The organism is Thauera phenolivorans, from assembly GCF_001696715.1.
Lineage (GTDB): Bacteria > Pseudomonadota > Gammaproteobacteria > Burkholderiales > Rhodocyclaceae > Thauera > Thauera phenolivorans.
The window spans coordinates 548423-569029 of record NZ_MBFM01000005.1; the positions used below are offsets into that span (position 1 = coordinate 548423).

The 20607-nt window shown below is 67.1% G+C and carries 15 protein-coding genes; 4 read left to right on the forward strand and 11 right to left on the reverse strand.

The annotated features are described in order from the left end of the window. From BB334_RS15635 to BB334_RS15685, 11 genes are all read right to left on the reverse strand, one after another. Positions 1-313: LysE family translocator (locus BB334_RS15635; RefSeq protein ID WP_158014425.1), on the reverse strand; the 313-nt coding region annotated here is incomplete at its 3' end. 185 nt (positions 314-498) lie between these two features. Beyond that, entirely contained in the window at positions 499-4068 is a 3570-nt protein-coding gene (locus tag BB334_RS15640; RefSeq protein ID WP_332835037.1) for an indolepyruvate ferredoxin oxidoreductase family protein, read from the reverse strand. Positions 4069-4110: 42 nt separating this feature from the next. After that, positions 4111-4905 carry a 2-oxo-3-hexenedioate decarboxylase gene (gene dmpH, locus BB334_RS15645; protein ID WP_068809408.1) on the reverse strand — a complete coding sequence of 265 codons (795 nt, stop codon included), beginning with the start codon at positions 4903-4905 and terminating at the stop codon, positions 4111-4113. Positions 4906-4920: 15 nt separating this feature from the next. Beyond that, positions 4921-5703 carry a 2-oxopent-4-enoate hydratase gene (gene dmpE, locus BB334_RS15650; RefSeq protein ID WP_068809409.1) on the reverse strand — a complete coding sequence of 261 codons (783 nt, stop codon included), beginning with the start codon at positions 5701-5703 and terminating at the stop codon, positions 4921-4923. Positions 5704-5780: 77 nt separating this feature from the next. After that, a complete protein-coding gene (locus BB334_RS15655; RefSeq protein ID WP_068809410.1) occupies positions 5781-7241 on the reverse strand; it encodes a 2-hydroxymuconic semialdehyde dehydrogenase in 1461 nt (486 codons plus the stop codon). 21 nt (positions 7242-7262) lie between these two features. Continuing rightward, positions 7263-8189 carry a catechol 2,3-dioxygenase gene (locus BB334_RS15660; protein ID WP_068809411.1) on the reverse strand — a complete coding sequence of 309 codons (927 nt, stop codon included), beginning with the start codon at positions 8187-8189 and terminating at the stop codon, positions 7263-7265. A 415-nt stretch (positions 8190-8604) separates the two neighbouring features. Next, positions 8605-9384: a 1,6-dihydroxycyclohexa-2,4-diene-1-carboxylate dehydrogenase gene (locus BB334_RS15665; protein WP_068809412.1), complete on the reverse strand. Its 780-nt coding sequence runs from the start codon at positions 9382-9384 to the stop codon at positions 8605-8607. 37 nt (positions 9385-9421) lie between these two features. Beyond that, complete coding sequence (gene benC, locus BB334_RS15670; protein ID WP_068809413.1) at positions 9422-10429, reverse strand: benzoate 1,2-dioxygenase electron transfer component BenC; 1008 nt, start codon at positions 10427-10429, stop codon at positions 9422-9424. 117 nt (positions 10430-10546) lie between these two features. Continuing rightward, the gene (gene benB, locus BB334_RS15675) at positions 10547-11029 is read right to left on the reverse strand and encodes a benzoate 1,2-dioxygenase small subunit (protein WP_232756754.1); all 483 of its coding nucleotides are present in this window, start codon (positions 11027-11029) and stop codon (positions 10547-10549) included. A gap of 24 nt (positions 11030-11053) precedes the next feature. Further along, positions 11054-12400, reverse strand: a complete 1347-nt coding sequence (benA, locus tag BB334_RS15680) for a benzoate 1,2-dioxygenase large subunit (RefSeq protein WP_068809415.1) — start codon at positions 12398-12400, stop codon at positions 11054-11056. Positions 12401-12609: 209 nt separating this feature from the next. Further along, positions 12610-13563 carry an AraC family transcriptional regulator gene (locus tag BB334_RS15685; protein ID WP_068809416.1) on the reverse strand — a complete coding sequence of 318 codons (954 nt, stop codon included), beginning with the start codon at positions 13561-13563 and terminating at the stop codon, positions 12610-12612. A 339-nt stretch (positions 13564-13902) separates the two neighbouring features. Between BB334_RS15685 and BB334_RS15690 the strand changes: the two genes are divergently transcribed. The 4 genes from BB334_RS15690 (at position 13903) to BB334_RS15705 (ending at position 20534) form a co-directional block, all read left to right on the forward strand. After that, a complete protein-coding gene (locus BB334_RS15690; RefSeq protein WP_068809417.1) occupies positions 13903-14589 on the forward strand; it encodes a TetR/AcrR family transcriptional regulator in 687 nt (228 codons plus the stop codon). Between the two features lie 70 nt (positions 14590-14659). After that, entirely contained in the window at positions 14660-17146 is a 2487-nt protein-coding gene (locus BB334_RS15695; RefSeq protein WP_068809418.1) for an acyl-CoA dehydrogenase, read from the forward strand. Continuing rightward, the gene (locus BB334_RS15700) at positions 17143-18426 is read left to right on the forward strand and encodes an acetyl-CoA C-acetyltransferase (RefSeq protein WP_068809419.1); all 1284 of its coding nucleotides are present in this window, start codon (positions 17143-17145) and stop codon (positions 18424-18426) included. The genes BB334_RS15695 and BB334_RS15700 overlap by 4 nt, the downstream gene beginning before the upstream one ends. After that, entirely contained in the window at positions 18426-20534 is a 2109-nt protein-coding gene (locus BB334_RS15705) for a 3-hydroxyacyl-CoA dehydrogenase NAD-binding domain-containing protein (RefSeq protein ID WP_083200458.1), read from the forward strand. The genes BB334_RS15700 and BB334_RS15705 overlap by 1 nt, the downstream gene beginning before the upstream one ends. Positions 20535-20607 lie beyond the last annotated feature (73 nt).

The following is a 20607-nucleotide window of genomic DNA, read 5'->3' on the forward strand; positions in this document are numbered from 1 at the left end:
TCGCGGCGGCGTCGAGCCGGGGGGCGGCGGCGTTGCGCAGCGCCTGCCAGCCGAGCCACGCCAGCCAGGCGGCGCCGGCGAGCTTGAGCATGAGGAAGGCGGTGGGCGAGGAGGCGAGCGCGGCGCTGACGCCGAGCGCCGCCCACAGGGTGTGGGTGAAGCAGCCGAGCGCGCAGCCGAGGGCGAGACCGAAGCCGGCGAGACGGCCGCGCGCGAGGCTCTGGCCGAGCACCATCAGGTTGTCGGGGCCGGGCGCGAGGGTGACGACGATCGAGATGGCGAGAAATGCGGGGAGGGTGTCGAGGCTCGGCATGTGGACGGGGGGCGGCGGATCGGTCCCGGATTCTGTTGCTGCGGCCGGGCGGCGTCAAATCCGCGCGCCAGCGGTTGACGAAAAAAAGGCCTCGCCCGCCATGCACGGGAGAGGCCAAGAGGGTCGCTTGGGCGCTCGGCGCCGCCGGCCGCCGCGAAGGCGGTGCGGCGGCGCCGGCGTGCCGGTCAGGCGGCGGCGCGGCTGGGCTGCGGGCTGCGGAAGGCTTCCAGCAGCCTGGCCTGCTTTTCCTCGGCCAGCTTGAGGTGACGCTCCTTGACGTGGCCGTAGCCGCGGATGTCGTCCGGCACGCTCGCCAGCTGAACCGCCACCGCGAGGTTGTCGCGGCTGAGCTTGCCGGTGATCTCGTCGAGCAGCTTGCTGTAGTCCTCGACCAGGCGGCGCTCCATCTGGCGCTCTTCGGTCTTGCCGAAGATGTCCCACTTGCCGGCGCGCAGGTGCTTGAACTTCGCCAGGCGCGCGAAGGCCTTTTCCATCCACGGACCGTACTTCTGCTTGATCAGCTCGCCGGTCTCGGGATCCCGCTTGGAGAGCATCGGCGGGGCGAGGTTGTACTCGACCGTATAGCCGTTGGGGAACATGGCGTCGAGCTGGGCCTTGAACTCGGGGTCGGAGTGCAGGCGCGCGACCTCGTACTCGTCCTTGTAGGCCATCAGCTTGTAGAAGTAGCGCGCGGCCGCTTCCGACAGGGCGCTGCTCTCGGGCGCGACTCGCTTCTCCGCCTCCGCCACCGTCTTGATCTTGGCGGCGTAGCGGCGGGCGTAGGCGGCGTCCTGGTACTCGATCAGGTCGGGCACGCGGACTTCGAGCAGGCGCTTGAGTTCGCCGGTCGCGCCGACCGAGTCGACGATCTGGCGCGCCTCGGCCGACAGGGCCTTGACCTTCACCGGCTTCGCTTCGAACTTGTGGATCTCGTTCTTCACGAAGTCGAGGTCGACCACCGCCATGCGGCCCCACTTGAAGGCCAGCATGCTCATGTCGACGCCGACGCCGGCCTGCTGGATCGCCTTCTCGATCGCAGCAGCGCTGATCGGCAGCGCGCCGGCCTGGTAGGCGACGCCCACCATGAACATGTTGGTCGCCATGCTGTCGGCGAACAGGCCTTCAGCGAGCGTCTGCGCGTCGAGGTAGACGTTGTCCGCCTTGCGCGTGACGCGGTCGATGCCGCGGGTGAGGTGATCGACGTTCGGGAACTGCACCGACTTGTCCGACACCATGTAGCCGGTCGGCGCCTGGCCGGTCGACACGATCGCGATCGTGCGCTCGGGGTGGCACTTGTCCAGGTTCTTGTTGTCGGTGGCGTTGAGGATGTCGAAGCCGAGGTAGAGGTCGGTGCTACCGTCCGAGATCTTGCTCGCACCGTCGAACGGGACCGCGGTGACCTTGATGTCCGAGATCACGGTGCCGCCCTTCTGCGCGAGGCCGGTCTGGTCGAGGCCGACCGCCCACTTGCCGTCGAGGCGCGCGGCGTTGGCGATGGTCGCCGCCACCGTCACCGAGCCGGTGCCGCCGATGCCCATGACGTGGGCGCCGAAGTTGTTCGGGTCGGCCTTGTACACCGGATCCGGCAGCTCGCGGTCGAGCGCCGGCAGGCGGCCCTTCTTCTTCTTCTTGCCTTCGCCCTCGGGTGCGGCGGTCGGGGTCACGGTCAGGAAGGACGGGCAGAAGCCCTTCACGCAGGAGTAGTCCTTGTTGCACGAGGGCTGGTGGATGCGGGTCTTGCGGCCGAATTCGGTCTGGACCGGCTCCACCGACATGCAGTTCGACTTCTCGCCGCAGTCGCCGCAGCCTTCGCACACACGCTCGTTGATGACCATGCGCGCCTCGGGCTCGAAGGCCTTGCCGCGGCCGCGCTGGCGGCGCAGTTCGGCGGCGCATTCCTGGTCGTGGATCAGCACGGTGGTGCCGCGGGTCTGCGACAGCACCTTCTGCGCTTCCATGACGCGGTCGCGGTCCCAGACTTCGGTGCCGCCCGGCAGGTGCACGCCGTTGTAGCGGCTGAGGTCCTCGGTGGTGACGATGACGCGCTTGACGCCGTTGGCGAGCAGTTCGGCCACCATGTTGCGCACCGGCTCCGCCCCCATGATCTCCTGGCCGCCCGTCATCGAGGTGTGGCTGTTGAACAGGATCTTGAAGGTGATGTCGGTGTTGGTCGCGGCGCAGTAGCGCACGGCGAGGCTGCCCGAGTGCGCGTAGGTGCCGTCGCCCATGTTCTGGAAGATGTGCTTGTGCTCGGTGAAGGGCTGCATGCCGATCCACTGCGCGCCCTCGGCGCCCATGTGGGTGCCCATCACCACGCCGCGGTTCATCCACATCGCCATCGTGTGGCAGCCGATGCCGGCCGACACCACGGAGCCGTCGGGCGCCTTGGTCGAGGTGTTGTGCGGGCAGCCCGAGCAGTACCAGGCCGAGCGGGTCAGCGAGGTCAGCGAGTTGCGGCTGTGGATCTCGTCGAGGCGCTTGATCCAGGCCTCGGCCGACTCCAGCTTGGTCTTGCGCGACAGGCGGGCGTGCAGCGCGCGGGCGATGATGTCCGACTCGAACTCGCTGTGGAAGGGCAGCAGGTCGCGGCCTTCCTCGTCGCGCTTGCCGACGATGCGCGGCGCGTTCGCGGTGCCGTAGAGGATCTCCTTCGCGAACAGCTCGATGAAGGGACGCTTCTCCTCGATGACGAGGATTTCCTCGAGGCCCTTGGCGAAGTCCTTGATGTCGTCGGGCTGCAGCGGGTTGAGCATGCCGATCTTGAGGATGCGGATGCCGTAGCGGCGCAGCGCGTCATCGTCCAGGCCCATCTCGAGGAAGGCCTGGCGCAGGTCGTGGTAAGTCTTGCCGGCGGTGATGATGCCCAGCCAGGCATCCGCGTTCGGCAGCATGACCTTGTTGAGGCCGTTCTCGCGCGCGTACTGGCGGGCGATCTCCTGGCGCGCGTAGTACAGGGTGCGCTCCATGTCGAGCGCGTCCTTGCGCACGTTCATGCCGAGGTTGACCTCGGGCGTGTAGGGCTTGCCGTCGAGCTCGACCACCGGGGTGATGAACTTCATCCGCTCGGGATCGACCAGGGCGCTGCCGCTGGCGTCGGCCACGTTGGTGACGATCTTGAGGCCTGCCCACAGGCCGGAGATGCGCGACAGGTAGTAGCCGTGGAGGCCGAAGTCGAGGATCTCCTGGATGTTGCCGGGATACAGCGACGGGATGCCGACGTGGTAGAACATCGCCTCCGACTGGCTCGGCAGGGAGGACGACTTGCAGCTCGGGTCGTCACCGAAGATCGCCAGCACGCCGCCGTTGCGCAGGGTGCCGGTGTAGTTGGCGTGCTTGAGCACGTCGCCGCTGCGGTCGACGCCCGGCGCCTTGCCGTACCAGGTGCCGACGACACCGTCGAACTTCTGCTTGCCGACCGTGTGCAGCATCTGGGTGCCCCACACGGCGGTGGCGGCGAGGTCCTCGTTGAGGCCGTCGACGAAGAAGATGTTGTGCTGCAGAAGCAGCTTCTGCTGCTTGATGAAGTTGGCGTCCAGCATGCCCACGGGCGAGCCGCGGTAACCGGAGATGAACATGCCGTTGTTCAGACCGCGGCGGCGGTCAAAGCGGATCTGGTCCATGGTCAGCCGCACCAGGGCCTCGATGCCCCCGATGTGGATGTAACCTTCCTCCGACGTGAACTGCTTGGTGAAATCCATTTTGGATGACATCGCTATGCCTCTTGCTCTGAGCGTAAAAAGGGCCGGCGCGCGCATGCACGCGCGCTGCCGGCCCTGGCTTGCAGCGCGTCGTGCTTGTCAGACGAAACGGAACGAGACGTTGCCCAGGTCCTGGAAGCGCACGTTCACGTTGTCGCCCTTGGCCACCGGAATGGCCTCGGTGACGCCACCGGTCATGATGAAGGTGCCGGCCGGGATCTCCTGGCCGCGCTTGCCGAGTTCGTTGGCCATCATCGCGATCGCGACCAGCGGGTTGCCCAGCACGGCGGCGCCGGCGGCCATCGACTTGATCTCGCCGTTGACCTCGAGCACCACGCCGAGCGTCGGCAGGTCGAGCGTGTCGAGGTTGCGCATGTTGCCGCCGACGACGAAGCGGGCCGACGAGGTGTTGTCGGCGATGACGCTCTTGAGGTCGAACTTGAAGTCACGGTAGCGCGAGTCGATCACTTCGACCGCCGGCAGCACGAAGTCGACCGCTGCCATCACGTTGCCGATGTGGCAGCCGGGGCCGCGCAGCGGCGCCTTGGTGACGACGCAGATCTCGGCTTCGACCTTGGGGTGGATCAGCTCGTCGAACTTCACCTCGCCGCCGTCCGGTACCGACATGTAGTCGGCGATGAAGCCGAACACCGGGGTCTCGACGCCCATCTGCTTCATCTTGGCGCGCGAGGTGAGGCCGGCCTTCAGGCCCGCGACCTTGTTGCCGCGGGCGAGCTTGCGGCGCTTGATTTCGTCCTGGATGGCGTAGGCGTCATCCCAGTCCATGTCCGGATAGTCGTCGGTGATCTTGGTGACGTCGTGAGCCTGCAGCTCGGCGTTTTCGAGATGCTCGGCCAGTTTGTCGATCGTTGCCTTGTCGAGGGTGAGTGCCATTTCGTGGATTCCTTGTCAGATGAAGCGGACCGACGTGCCACCCAGGCCGCCGACGTTGCAGAACAGGCTGTCGCCGGCGACTACCGGGACGAGCGGGGATTGCGAACCGGAGAGAATGATCTCGCCGGCCTTCAGGCCGATGCCGAGACGCCCGAGGGTGTTGGCCAGCCACGCGATCGCGTTGACCGGCGAACCCTGCACGGCCGCGCCGGTGGAGGTGCTGATGATGTCGCCGTTCTTCTGCAGCACCATGCCCGCGAGCGCGAGGTCGATGTCGCGCGGGCTCTTGCGCACGCCGCCGAGCACCAGCACGCCGCAGGAGGCGTTGTCGGCCACGGTGTCCTGGATCTTGATCTTCCAGTCCTTGATGCGGGAGTCGACGATCTCGAAACAGGGCACGACGCAGTCGGTGGCGCGCAGCACGTCGGCGGCGGTCACGCCCGGGCCCATCAGGTCGTTCTTGAGGATGAAGGCGACCTCGGCTTCGGCCTTGGGCGCGATCATCGACGAGGCGACGATCGGCTCGCCCTCGTTGAACACCATGTTCGACAGCATCTGGCCGAAGTCGGGCTGGTCCACCTTCAGCATGTCCATGACGACCTTGCTGGTGACGCCGATCTTCTTGCCGACGATGGTGTGGCCGTCGTCGAGCTGGCGCTGGATCATGCGCTGCTGGATGGCGTAGGCATCCTCGATGGTGATGTCGCTTTCGCGGTCGGTGAGCGGATCGACCGCGGTGCGGTTGATCAGCGCGTTGTACAGCTCGTCGCCGTACTGGGTGATTCTGGCTTTGTCCATGTCTTGCTCTGGTCGATGGTTCGGGCGGGAGAAGCGGAAGGGCGGACGGGGCGCGTCGCCCCGTCGCGATCCGGATCTCAGTACTTGATCATCACGTTGCGCAGCTCGGTGTAGAACTCGAGCGAGTGCACACCGCCTTCACGGCCGATGCCCGACTGCTTCGACCCACCGAACGGGGTGCGCAGGTCGCGCAGGAACCAGCTGTTGATCCAGCACAGGCCCACTTCGATCGCGTTGGCCAGGCGCATCGCACGGCTGATGTCCTGGGTGTGGATCGAGGTCGCCAGGCCGTAGCGGTTGGCGTTGACCATGTTCAGCACTTCTTCTTCGCTGTCGAAGGGCTGGATGTGGCAGCAGGGGCCGAAGATTTCTTCGGTCACCACGGTCGCGGTCTCGGGCAGGCCGGTCCAGATCGTGGGCTGGACCCAGCAGCCGTCCTTCAGCTCGTCCGGCATGTCGGGCACCCCGCCGCCGAAGACGATGTTGGCGCCTTCTTCCTTCGCCTTGGCGTACATGCCGAGGACCTTGGCCTGGTGCTTCTTGCTCACCAGCGGGCCGATCTTGGTGTCGGCGTCGAAGGGACGACCCGGCTTCATCTGCTCGGCCTTTTCCTTCAGCGCGGAGACGAACTTGTCGAAGATCGGGCGCTCGACGTAGACGCGCTCGGTGCCGAGGCAGACCTGGCCGGCGTTCTCGAAGCAGGAACGGGTGACGGTGGCGACCGCGTTGTCGAAGTCGCAGTCGGCGAACACCAGCGCGGCGTTCTTGCCGCCGAGCTCGAGCGACACCGGGCGGATGCCTTCCGCGCCGGCCTTCATGATCGCGGTGCCGGTCCTGGTCTCGCCGGTGAAGGTGATGCCGTCGACGTCGGGGTGAGCGGTCAGGAACGAGCCGGCGGATTCGACGCCGAAACCGTTGACCACGTTGTACACGCCCGCAGGCATGCCGACCTTGTTCATCACTTCACCCAGCAGGGTGGCGGTGCTCGGGGTGTCTTCCGAGGGCTTGACGACCACGGTGTTGCCGCAGGCGAGCGCCGGGCCGGCCTTCCAGGTCATCAGCAGCAGCGGCAGGTTCCACGGGCAGATGATGGCGATGACGCCGCGCGGGGTGCGCACGCCGTAGCTGCGCGCGGTCTTGCCGTCGGGGGTGCGCATCTCGAACGACTCGGTCGAGACGTTCTTGATGGTGTCGGTGAAGATCTTGAAGTTGGCCGCGCCGCGCGGGATGTCCACGTGCGAGGCGAGGTGGTGCGGCTTGCCGGTGTCGGCGATCTCGGCCTGCAGGAAGTCGTCGAAGCGGCGGTTGATCTCGTCGACCACGGCGTCGAGCATGTTGCAGCGCTCGACCACCGAGAGCTGACCCCAGGGGCCCTTGAGCGCGGCCTTGGCGGCCTTCACGGCGGCGTCCACTTCGGGCTTGCCGGCCTCATGGACCATGCCGATCAGCGAGTTGTCGACCGGATTGCGCTTCTCGTAGGTCTTGCCGCTGGCGTTGGTGATGTACTCGCCATTGATGAAGTTCTTGATGTCTTTCATTTCAGTGCTCCTAGCGGGCTCTCAAGAGTAGACGGTGAGGAATTTCTCGTTCAGGACGCGATCGTGATAGAAGATGCCCTTGCCCACGTCGGTCCAGGTGATGGTCGGCTTGTCGGGATACCACGAGTAGCCACCCGCGAAGACCTCGTTGCGGTTGCCGCTCGGGTCGAAGAAGTAGATCGTCTCGCCGCGGGTGATGCCATGGCGGGTGGGGCCGATGTCGATCGACACGTCCTTCTTCGAGATGATGTCGCCGGCGCGCAGCACTTCGTACCAGTTGTCGAGCAGGAAGGACGCGTGGTGCAACTTGCCCTTCACCGGCTGGCGGATGAAGGCGACGTCGTGGGCCTTGTTCGAGCAGGTGAGGAAGGCGCCGATCATCACGCTCTGGTCCTCGTTCATGACCTGCTCGGCGATGCCGAAGCCGAGCACTTCGCGGAACAGCTTGACGGTGCCGTCGAGGTCGTCGCCGTATAGCAGGCAGTGGTCGAAGCGCGAGGGCTGCATGCCCTTCAGGCCGTCCGGCCAGGCGTCCGGGTTGAGGTCCGGAAGACCGTTGCCCACCTTGCCCTTCTCGGCGTAGAGCTCCATCACGTGACCGGTCGGAATGGTGAAGCGGAAGCGCTCACCGGTCTCGGGGTGCTCGCCCGCGGGGATCCAGGAGAAGTCGCTCGCCAGGCCCGAGGCTTCGACGTCGGCCGCGAGCTTCTTCAGTGTGGCCGGCGAGTCGACCCGCCAGCCCAGATAGTCCATGCCCGCCTCGTCGGCTTCGCGCAGCACCACGCTGTGATGATCGTGCTCGTCCCAACCCTTCAGGAACACGCGGCCCTTGTCGTCGCGAGCGGTCTCGATCAGGCCGACGACCTCCACGTAGTGGTTGAGGGCCGCTTCCATGTCGAGAACGCGGATGACGATGTGGCCGGGACGCAGGACGCCGGTGAGTGCCATGGTGTTTCTCCTCTTTCGTTGTGGTGCGAACCCCTGGTTGCGAACGTCGGCGTGGCGACTGGGAATTCCGCAGCGTGGTGATGCGCTGGTGCTGATGCTCGGTGAGGCGGCCCATGCAGCAAGGCCGACGCGGGACTGCCTCTTCTCCATCGGTGCGGCCCGGCCGCGACGATTCTTAAAAATCTCGAGATTTAGATTTATAACACTGCTGTGAAACTTTTGGAACACATCAGCCAGGTTTATTTGGTGGTGCATTCCGGGACGTTGCGGGTGCCGGAGCGAAAGCGGCGGCTGGGGGGCGGTTTTCGCCTCCAACCGCCGCTTCGTCCTGCGTTCAAAGCATCACGTTCATGAGTGTGCGTTCAGTCCGTTTCGAGTCGTTGGTCCGGTCGTCGCCTGCCGCTGCTCCCCAGTTTCAACCCTGATCGCCACCGCCCACGGGAAGGACGACACCGGTGATGTAGGAGGCGTCGTCGGAGGCGAGGAACAGGATCGCGCCGGCCTGCTCGTCGGTCGTGCCGTAGCGCTTCATGAGCGAGCTGTCGATCGATTGCTGGTAGATCTGGTCGTACCAGAGCTTTTCCTGTTCGCCCTTCTCCTCGGTGTTGCGCGGGATGCGGCGCGGCGGTGCTTCGGTGGCGCCCGGCGAGATCGCGTTGACGCGGATGCCGCGCTGGCCGTTCTCCATCGCAAGGCAGGCGGTCAGCGCGTTCACGCCGCCCTTGGCCGCGCCGTAGGGCACGCGGTTCACGCCACGAGTAGCGACCGAGGAGACGTTGACGATGACGCCCTGCTGTTGCTCGAGCATGACGGGCATCACCGCGTGGCAGCACCACAGGGTCGGGAACAGCGAGCGCCGTACCTCGGCCTCGATCTCGTTCTGCTTGTAGTGCTCGAAGGGCTTGGTCCAGATCGTGCCACCGACGTTGTTGATCAGGATGTCGATGCGGCCGAAGCGGGCCTTGGCCTCGGCCATCACCCGATGGCAGTCGTCGAACTGCTCGAGGTCGGCGGTGAGCGTCAGCACTTCGGTGTGGCCGCCGAGCTCGTCCTTGAGCTCATGCACCAGTTCGGAACGGTCGACCAGCACCAGCCGGCCACCCTCGGACGCCATCCGTTCGGCAACCCGTCGGCCAATGCCCTGGGCCGCGCCGGTGATGACGGCGACCTTGTTGTCAAAACGCTTGTTTTGCATGGTGATGTGTGTCCGGTTCGTGAGACGTGAGCGAGGCTCAGCTGGCGGCGAACTTCTCGTAGTGGAAGCTGGCAGTCTGCACGTTCTTCTCGCGCAGGTAGTGGGCGACCGCCTCGACCATCGGCGGGGGGCCGCACAGGTAGACGTCGACGTCGCCGTCGTTCAGGTTGGCCGGGTCCATGTGGGCGGTGACGTAGCCCTTGCACGGGTAGCTCGAAGCCTCGTCGACCACGACCACCGTATAGGTGAAGTTCGGCAGCGCCTTGGCGGCCGCTTCGAGGCGGTCGATTTCGACCACGTCGGCATCGGTGTTGACGCCGTAGATCAGGTGGAGCGGGAAGGGGCTGCCGCCCGCGGCGACCACCTTGTCGAGCATCGCGAGGAAGGGGGCGAGGCCGGTGCCGCCGGCCAGCATCAGGACCGGGCGGGCGATCTCGCGCAGATAGAAGCTGCCGAGCGGGCCGGCGAGCGCGAGCTCGGCGCCGGGGGCGGCGGTGTTCTTCAGAAAGCCGCTCATCAGGCCGTTGGGCACGTTGCGGATCAGGAAGGAAACCGCGCCGTCCTTGGGCATCGAGCTGAACGAGTAGGCACGGTGCTGATCGGTGCCCGGCACCTGCAAGTTGGCGTACTGGCCCGGCAGGAAGTGGAGCTTGTCGAGCGCGTCGCCCTCGACGATCAGCGAAAAGGTGCTGTCGGAGAGCTGGCGCACTTCACGGATCTTGGTGCTGATCGCGGTCTGCTTGATCTTGCACACTTCGGAGGACGCCGGAATGCTGACCACGCAGTCGCTCTTGGGGTACATCTGGCACGTCAGGGTATAGCCGAGCGAGGCTTCTTCTTCGGTCAGGGCGTCTTCGATGTAGTCGCCCATCTCGTAGTTGCCTGATTCGGTATGGCACTTGCAGGTGCCGCAAGCGCCGTCGCGGCAGTCGAGAGGGATGTTGATGCCTTGCCGATAGGCCGCATCGGCCACCGTTTCGCTGCTCTTGCAGTCCACGAAGCGGGTCACCCCGTCTTCGAAGTTCAGTGCGATCTTGTAGGTCATGGTTTTGCCCGTTTGGAAGCAGGGTTGGATGCGGGAGCGGCCGTTCGCCGGCTGGCGAGCCCCGAAGGACTCGTCAGCCGGCGAACGGCGGGGACGCCGGGGCGTCGGCTCATGGGATCAGAGCTGATAGACGTCGACCACGTGACGGATGTAGTCGGTCTTCAGAACGGTCTTGCGCTCCTTGATCACCGGGGTGGCGCCCGAGGTGTCGATCGTCGTGAAGGTCGTGCCGCAGAAGTGGTCGATGTGGTTGTAGCGCACGCTCATGGTGTGGAAGTTGTGGCGGGTCTTGATGACCGTGTCGCCTTGCTCCAGCACCTCGACGTTGCTCAGCAGGTGGGTCGTGCGGGTATCCGGGATCGTCGCGCTGGAGCGCTCGGTGCGGATGCGGAAGACGCGGTCTTCCAGACCGGCACGACGGCCGTACCAGATCAGCGAGATTTCGGTCTGCGGATCTTCGGTCAGCTCACCGTTGTCGTCCCACGCCGGCACCCAGTAGGTGGCGTTGACGTCGTACATCGCCAGCCAGTTGTCCCAGTCCTGGTCGTCCAGGAAACGCGCTTCGCGATACAGAAAAGCGCAGATGGCTTCATAGTTCATGGTCATTGTCCTTTGCCTCCCTGATCAAGCTTTCGCTTGCTTTTCGGCCGCGACGGCCTTCTTCATCTGCTCGAGCCAGTACTGGTGCTGCACCACGAACAGGCCCTCGTCTTCCGGCTTGACGCCGCTCATGACCGGGTTGAGGCCGATTTCCTTGGCCGCCTCGTCCGGGCCGTCGATCCAGTGCTCGGCGCCACGCGACATGTCGTTCCACTGCGCGGAGGTGCCCAGGAAGCCCAGCTGGCAGGAGCGGAACTCTTCCAGGTCGTCGGGGGTGGCCATGCCGGAGGCGTTGAAGAAGTCTTCGTACTGGCGGATGCGGCGGGCGCGGGCCTCGGGGCTCTCGCCCTTCGGCGCGATGCAGTAGATGGTGACTTCGGTCTTGTTGACCGCCAGCGGGCGGAAAACGCGGATCTGCGAGCCGAACTGGTCCATCAGGTACACGTTCGGGTACAGGCACAGGTTGCGCGAGTTGCCGATCATCCAGTCGGCGTAGGCTTCGCCGTACTTGCTCACCAGCTCGTCGCGGATCGCGTGGGCCGGACGGTCCTCCGGGTTGGCCCAGCGGGTCCACAGCAGCATGTGGCCGTTCTCGAAGGAATAGAAGCCGCCGCCCGACTTGGCCCAGCCGCCAGCGCTCATCGCGCGGATGTCGTCACCGGCTTCCTTTTCCTTGCGCTGGTTCTGGGTGGCGGCGTAGTTCCAGTGCACCGCGGTCACGTGGTAGCCGTCGGCGCCGTTCTCGGCCTGCACCTTCCAGTTGCCTTCGTACCAGTAGGTCGAGGCACCGCGGAGCACTTCCAGGCCTTCCGGCGACTGGTCGACGATCATGTCGATGATCTTGGCGGCCTCGCCGAGATACTCGGTCAGGGGCTTGACGTCGGCGTTCAGGCTGCCGAACAGGAAGCCGCGATAGGAGTCGAAGCGCGCGATCTTGGTCAGGTCGTGCGAGCTGTCCTTGTTGAAGTTGGCCGGATAGCCGGTCTCCTTCGGATCCTTGATCTTGAGCAGCTTACCGGAGTTGTTGAAGGTCCAGCCGTGGAACGGGCAGGTGAAGCTCGACTTGTTGCCGTGCTTGTAGCGGGCGAGCTGGGCGCCGCGGTGCGCGCAGGCGTTGATGAAGGCGTTGAGCTCGCCGTCCTTGTTGCGGGTGATGAACACCGGCTGGCGGCCGATGTTGGTGCTGTAGTAATCGTTGATGTTCGGCAGTTGGCTCTCGTGCGCGAGATACACCCAGTTGCCTTCGAAGATGTGCTTCATCTCGAGCTCGAACAACTGCTCGTCGGTGAAGATTTCCCGCTTGCAGCGGAAGTTGCCTTTTTCCTTGTCTTCCTCAACCAGTGAATCGAGGTTGTTCAGATCGATTGCCATGACCGATGTCTCCGTCTTCATTTGTTGCCGAAGTCAAAAGAGTAGGGTGCCGGCGTAGAGCGAGGTATCCGCTCACTGCAGGACCCTATCCATATCTTGCATGCGCGGATAAGGACGCCGCGATGCCGGTGGTGCCGTGGTGCAGTTGACGCGATACAACATGTCCCGTAGCTGAAAACAGGGCCGGGACCGACCCGAAAATGGAAGCTTCAGCGGCGCTTTAGCGCGTCCGACGGAAGCATGCCGAAGGTGGCCTTGTAGCATTCCGAAAAGCGTCCGAGATGGGTGAAGCCATAGTCGAGCGCTACCGCGGTGACGTTGGGCGGCGGGCAGGTGGTGTCGGTGAGCGCCGCGTGCACGTGCTCGAGCTTGCGGCGCTTGATGAAGTTCTTCGGCGTGGCGTCGGCGCAGCGCTCGAACAGCAGGTAGAGCGAACGCAGACTCATGTGCGCGACGCGGGCGAGCTCGTCGACGCTGATGTCGCGCTTGATGTTCTCTTCGATGTATTGCGCGAGGCGGTCGAACGAGACCGACTTCAGGGTCGGGCATTCGCGGCTGATGTTGTGCTTGAGCAGCGTCAGCAGCTTGTTCGCGATCAGCCAGTTGTAATGGCCGAAGACCTGCACGCTGCCGCCGCCCTGCTCGGACTCCTGGCACAGCATGTTGAGCAGATTCATCAGGCACTCGATCTCGGGCAGCTGGTAGCGGATCGGGATGAACTTGATGCCCTCGCGCGGCCGGAACCAGCCGTGTTCCATGCACACGTCGTCGAGCAGGCTCGCCGGAATCTTGAGGATGAACTTCTCGCAGTCGTCCGAATAGGTGAGGTCGATCGGATCGTCCGGATTGATGATGAGGATCTCGCCGGAGGAGAAGTGGTGCGTCTCGCGATGGATCTCGTAGTGGCAGTGGCCGCGCAGGATGATCTGCAGGTGGTAAACGTCGGCGAGTCCTTCGGACACGACGCGAACGCTGCCGCCATAGTGGACGCGGCAAAGGTCGATCACCCCTGCTTTGCGATGGCGAAGCCCGGCCTCGGCCGCGGCCGAACGCGGCAGTCGGAGGCGGTGGGAGCCGACGTGCTGATTCACGTACTCCGACACCTCGAGCGGATCGGCCTGATTGAAGACCAAGCTCTTCTCGTTGAGAAGCTGGTAGCGCATGGTGTGTCACCCTCTCCAATTCTCATGCATTTCTTGGCCGGAAACCCATTGCAGCGACTGGCGCTGATCGGACCCGGCTTGCGGTTCTATGCCGCCTCTTGCTTCGGCCATCCTACACGCTGTGCCGCGGGAGTGCGATTGCCCCGAACGTCAACGGAACCGAGGCATGGCTAATTCTCGAGATTTTTTATAATACCAGATTCTTTTCTTTGGAAAGTATAAACGTCGTTGATTCAACCTTATAGCGCCTAGTGTTATTGGCCATGAAAGCGTCGAACGCTTGACACGCCTGCCCTGAACTCTATGATTCAAACGTTCGTTTGACCTGAGTCCGCAGCGATGACCGAACCCGCCTCCCGCCCCCCTGTCGGCGACACCCGCAACCGCATTCTCGATGCGGCCGAGGCGCTGTTCGTCGAGCACGGCTTCGACGCGACCTCGATGCGGATGATCACGAGCGCGGCGGGGGCGAACCTGGCTGCGGTCAATTACCATTTCGGCAGCAAGGACGCGCTGATCCAGGAGATCTTCCGCCGCCGCCTCGCCGGACTGAATCACGCGCGCCTGGCCGCGCTCGATCGCCTCGAGGCCGAGGCAGGGGGCGCGCCGCTGAGGCCGAGCGCGATCGTCGAGGTCTTCTTCGGCGCCGCGCTCGAGATCGCCGCCGACACCGAGCACGGTGGCCACCAGTTCATGTGCCTGCTGGCACGTACCTACAACGAGCCGAACGCCTTCGTGCGCCAGTTCCTGGCTGAGGAGTACGCCGGAGTGATCGAGCGCTTCGTGGGCGCGCTCTACCGCGCGCTGCCGGACGTGCCGCGCGTGGAGATCCTGTGGCGCTTCCATTTCATGATGGGGGCGATGTCCTTCGCGATCGCCGGCGCCGAGGGGATGCAGGCGCTCGGCGAGCGGCTCGATCATGATCCCGCGCGGCTGCGGCCGCGGCTGATGTCCTTCCTGCTCGGCGGCCTGCGTGCGCCCTTGCCGGCGGGCGCGGTCGGCGGCGGGGCGGGCGCCCGCGCCTGAGCGGGCATTGCAGCGATCGGGTGGGCGCGGCGACGGACCGCGGGACCTTCAAGACGAGGAGGAGACGACAATGGCGTGGCTGATGCTGATCCTTTTGCCGGTGGGGGCGCTCGCGCTCGCCGTCCGCGAGGCCCCGCTGGTGGCGTGGCTGGTGGCGGGCCTCGCCTGGCTGCTCGCGATGGGTGCGGCGGCCGACTGGCCTTTCGTGCTCGTCGTGCTCGCGTGCGCGCTGTTCGCTGCTGCGATGAGCGTGTTGATGCGGCCGGCCCTGCGCCGGCGCTGGTTCGGGGCGCGCATCTTCGACGCCTTCCGGCGCGTGTTGCCGACGATGTCGCAGACCGAGCGCGACGCCCTCGAGGCGGGCACCGTCTGGTGGGAGGGCGACCTGTTCGCCGGCCGGCCGGACTGGAGCCGTCTGCTCGCCTATCCCTGGCCCCGCCTGAGTGCCGAGGAGCGCGCCTTCCTCGAGGAGGACACCGCCGCGCTGTGTCGCCTGGTCGACGACTGGCAGGCCAGCTGCATGCAGGACATGCCGGCCGAGGTGTGGGATTTCATCCGCAGCCGCGGCTTTCTCGGCATGATCATTCCGAAGGAGTATGGCGGGAAGGGCTTCTCTGCCTATGCCCACTCGCAGGTGATTACCCGGCTGTCGACCCGTTCGTCGGCGCCGGCGGTCACCGTGATGGTCCCGAATTCGCTCGGCCCCGCCGAGTTGCTGCTGCATTACGGCACCGAGGCGCAGAAGCGCCACTACCTGCCGCGCCTCGCGCGCGGCGAGGAGATCCCCGCCTTCGCGCTCACCAGCCCCTGGGCGGGCTCCGACGCCGCATCCATTCCCGACGCCGGCGTCGTTTGCAGGGGGCTCTGGCAGGGTGAGGAAGTGCTCGGCATGCGGGTCAGCTTCGACAAGCGCTACATCACCCTGGCGCCGGTGTGCACCGTGTTCGGGCTCGCCTTCCGCCTCTACGATCCCGAGCACCTGCTCGGCGCCGAGGCCGACCTCGGCATCACTTGCGCGCTCGTGCCGCGGGAGCACCCGGGAGTGGAGATCGGGCGCCGCCATTTCCCGCTCAACGCGGTATGGATGAATGGGCCGATCCGCGGCAGCGAGGTGTTCATGCCGCTCGAGTTCATCATCGGCGGGCCGGAGATGGCGGGGAAGGGCTGGCGCATGCTGATGGAGTGCCTCGCGGCGGGGCGGTCGATCTCGCTGCCGGGCTCGAATGCCGGCATGCAGCAACTCACCGCGCGCACGGTCGGCGCCTATGCGCGGGTGCGTTACCAGTTCAAGACCGCGATCGGCCGCTTCGAGGGGGTGGAGGAGGCGCTCGCCCGTATCGGCGGCAACACCTACCTGTGCGACGCCGCGCGCGTGATGACCGCGGGCGCGGTCGACCTCGGAGAGAAGCCCTCGGTGGTGTCTGGCATCGTCAAGTACCACGTCACCGAGCGCGCGCGGCAGTCGGTCAACGACGGCATGGACGTCATCGGCGGCAAGGGCATCTGCCTCGGGCCGCAGAACTTCCTCGGTCGCGCCTACCAGCAGATCCCGGTCGGCATCACGGTCGAGGGCGCGAACATCCTCACCCGAAGCCTGATCCTGTTCGGCCAGGGCGCGATCCGCTGCCACCCCTACGTGCTCGACGAGATGCGCGCGGCGCAGGACGGCGACGAGGTCGCGTTCGACCGCGCGCTGTGGGCGCACGTGGGACATGCGGTGTCGAACGCGGCGCGTGCAATCGTCGGTGGGCTGAGCGCCGGCCGCCTGCTGGCGGTGCCCCGCGGCGTCGCGCCCGAGACCAGCGACTACTATCGCCAGCTCGGGCGCATGTCGGCGGCCTTCGCGCTGCTCGCCGACGTCGCCATGGGCACCCTCGGCGGCGAGCTCAAGCGGCGCGAGAAGCTGTCGGCGCGGCTGGGCGACATCCTCTCCCTGCTCTACCTCGCGAGCGCGACGCTCAAGCGTTACGAGGCCGAGGGCCGCCAGGCGCAGGATGCGCCGCTGATGCACTGGGCTCTGCAGGACTGCCTGCACCGCATGCAGGAGGCCTTTGCCGGTGTGCTCGCCAACCTCCCCTCCCGGCCCCTTGCGTTCGTGCTCGAGCGCCTGGTGGTGTTCCCGCTCGGCCGACCTGATGCGCCGCCTTCGGACCGCGTGGGCCACGCGGTGGCGCGCTGCCTGATCGAACCCTCGCCGACCCGCGACCGGCTCACCGCCGAAGTGTTCCTGCCGGCGGACGTGGAGGAGCCGCTCGGCGCGCTCGAGGCCGCGCTGCAGGCGACGATCGCCGCCGAGCCGGTGGAGGCGAAGCTGAAGGCGGCGCTGCGCGGCGGGGGATTCGCGCCGGCGCCGGCGACCAGCGGCGAGGTGGACGAAGTGTGGCGCCAGGCGCGCGAGGCGGGCGTCATCGACGCCGGCGAGCACGCCCTGGTCGAGGCGCGCAACCGGCTGCGCGACAAGGTCATCCGGGTGGACGACTTCGACTACGACTTCGGCATGAAAGCGGCAGTGGCGGCGATGGCGGACGCTTCGCCGGCGCTGCGGGAGGAGGCATGAAGCGGGACGTCTTCATCATCGACGGCGCGCGAACGCCCTTCCTGAAGTCGCGCAACCGGCCCGGGCCGTTCTCCGCCGCCGATCTCGCCACCGCCGCCGGCGCGGCGCTGCTGCTGCGCCAGCCCTTCGCGCCGGACCGGCTCGACGAGGTGATCCTCGGCTGCGCCAGTCCCGCGCCCGACGAGGTCAACATCGGCCGCGTGGTCGCGCTGCGCCTCGGCTGCGGCGATGCCGTGCCCGGCTGGACGGTGATGCGCAACTGCGCCTCGGGCATGCAGGCGCTCGATTCGGCGCTCGCCAACATCCGCCTCGGCCGCGCCGGGCTGGTGCTCGCGGGCGGCGTCGATGCGCTGTCGCGCGCGCCGCTGCTGCTCTCCGACGAGATGGTGCACTGGCTCGCCGACTGGTACGCCGCGAAGACCGCGGGCGCGCGGTTCGCTGTGCTGCGGCGCTTCCGTCCGCGCCAGCTGGCGCCGGTGATCGGCATCATGAAGGGGCTCACGGATCCGGTCGTCGGCCAGCTGATGGGGCAGACCGCCGAGAACCTGGCGTGGAAATTCGGCATCTCGCGCGCGGAGATGGACGCCTACGCGGTGGAAAGCCACCGGCGCGTCACGGCGGCCCAGGACGCCGGCCACTTCGATGCCGAGGTCGTGCCGCTGATCGACCGCGACGGGCGGGTGTACCCGGCCGACGACGGCGTGCGCCGCGACTCCTCGATGGACGGGCTGGCCAGGCTCAAGCCCTTCTTCGACCGCCACTACGGCCGCGTCACGCCGGGCAACAGCTCGCAGATCACCGACGGCGCCGCCTGCTTGCTGCTCGCCTCGGCCGAGGCGGTCGAGCGCTTCGGCCTGGACCCGGTCGGGCGCATCGTCGATAGCGAATGGGCGGCGCTGTCGCCCGAGCAGATGGGGCTCGGCCCGGTCCATGCCTCGGTGCCCATCCTGCGCCGCCACGGCCTCGCGCCGGACGCGCTCGATGCGTGGGAGCTCAACGAGGCCTTTGCCGCCCAGGTGATCGCCTGCCGGCGCGCCTTCGCCGACGACGAATACTGCCGTGCGCACCTCGGCCTCGAGGCCGCGCCCGGCGCCCCCGATGCGGCGCGGATGAACGTCGATGGCGGTGCGATCGCGATCGGCCACCCGGTCGGCGCCAGCGGCGCGCGCATCGTGCTGCACCTGATCGAGGTGCTGAGGCGCAGTGGCGGCCGGCGCGGCATGGCGACGATCTGCATCGGCGGCGGCCAGGGCGGCGCGATGCTTGTGGAGGCACTGTGATGATGGACGCGAGCGCTCCCGAGTTCCGGCACTGGCGGCTGCGCCGCGAGGCCGACGGCCTGGCCTGGCTTGACATCGACGTCGCCGGCGCCAGCACGAATGTCCTGTCCGCCGAGGTGATGGCTGAATTGGCGGTGTTGCTCGACCTGTTCGAGCGAAAGCCGCCGCGGGCGCTGGTGATCGCCTCCGGCAAGCCCGCCGGCTTCATCGCCGGCGCCGACGTCGAAGAGTTCGCCAGGCTGGACTCGCCCGCCGCGGCGCGTGCCCTGGTCGAGCGCGGCTGGCAGCTCTTCAACCGCCTCGCCGCGGTGCGCTATCCGACCCTGGCGCTGATCCGCGGCCACTGCATGGGCGGCGGTCTCGAGCTGGCGCTCGCCTGTCGCCGCCGGCTGGTGGTCGACGAGCCGGGCACGAAGCTCGCGCTGCCCGAGGTCATGCTCGGCATCGTCCCGGCGTGGGGCGGCATGTTGCGCCTGCCGCAGCTGATCGGCCCCGCCGCCGCGCTCGACATGATGCTCACCGGCAAGCCGGTCAATGCGCGCAAGGCGAAGCGGCTCGGCCTTGCCGACGACTGCGTGCCGGCGCGGGTGATGGACGCCGCCGCGCGCATCCTCGCCCTCGGCGGCCGGCCGGCGCGCGCGCCGGCGCTGGTCGAACGCGTGAGCCGGCGTGCGATGAACGGCCCGCTGCGGCGGCTGGTCGCCGACAGGGCGCGCCAGCAGACCGCAGCCAAGGTGCGGCGCGAACACTACCCCGCGCCCTACGCGATCATCGACATCTGGGAGAGATACGAAGGCAATGCGCTCGCGGTGCCCGCGGGCGACCCCGCCTCGCTGGAGGCGATCTTCTCCTCGCCCACCGCGCGCAACCTGGTGCGGGTGTTCTTCCTGCAGGAACGCCTCAAGGCCTTCGGCAAGGGGGCCGGCCCCGCGCCGGCGCACGTGCATGTGGTGGGCGCCGGCGTGATGGGCGGCGACATCGCCGCGGTGTGCGCGCTCGCCGGCCTCAAGGTGAGCCTGCAGGACCAGTCGGTGGCGCGCATCGCGCCGGCGATCGCGCGCGCGGCGAAGTTGTTCGAGCGCCGCCTGAAGGGCGACGCGCGCCGGCTGCGCTTCGCGCTCGACCGTCTGATCCCGGATCCGCACGGTGATGGCGCCGCGCGCGCCGACCTCATCATCGAGGCGATCGTCGAGGACCTGGAGGTCAAGTGCAGCCTCTTCACCCAACTCGAGCGGCGCGCCCGGCCCGACGCGGTGCTCGCGACCAACACCTCGAGCCTGCCGCTGGAGGAGATCGCCGCGGCGCTGCGCGAGCCCTCGCGCCTGGTCGGCATCCATTTCTTCAACCCGGTGGCCCAGCTGCCGCTGGTCGAGGTGGTGCGCGGCGAAGCCACCGGTGCCGAGGTCGTGCGCCGCGCGATCGCCTTCGTGCGCGGCATCGACAAGCTTCCACTGCCGGTCAAGAGCGCGCCCGGCTTCCTGGTCAATGCGGTGCTCGGCCCCTACATGCTGGAGGCGCTGCGCTGCGTCGAGGAAGGCATTCCGCCGGAGACGGTCGACGCCGCCCTGGTCGAGTTCGGCATGCCGATCGGGCCGGTGGAACTGGTCGACACCGTCGGCCTCGACGTCGCGCTCGCCGCCGGACGGCGTCTTGCCGGCGAGGGTGCGGCACCGCCGGCGCGCCTGCTCCAGAAGGTCGAGGCCGGCCAGCTCGGCAAGAAGAGCGGACAGGGCTATTACCGCTGGGACGACGGCAAGGCTCAGAAGCAATCGACCCAGGCCGGAGAGCGGGCCGGCGGCAGGCTCGGGTTCGGGCGAAAGCGGGGCGAGGCGGGCAGGGAGGCGCCGCCCGCGCCACCGCCGGGACTCGCCGAACGCATCCTCGCGCCGCTGTATGCCGCCGCTGCGCGCCTGGTGGACGAGGGCGTGGTCGCCGACGAGGACCTCGCCGATGCCGGCGTGATCTTCGGTACCGGTTTCGCCCCCTTCACCGGGGGGCCGCTGCATCTGCTGCGAAGCTCGGGGAAAACCCCGATTTCGGGCGCCGGCGGAGCGGTCGATGGTGAAGGCCTCGAGCAGCGCCGGCAGCGCGAGGCAGAGGGCCGCTGAGAATTCTTTTCGGGCGGCGTCGGCTGCCGTCGCCCGGCGCATCAGGGTGCAGCCCACCAGAAGAAAACGAGGA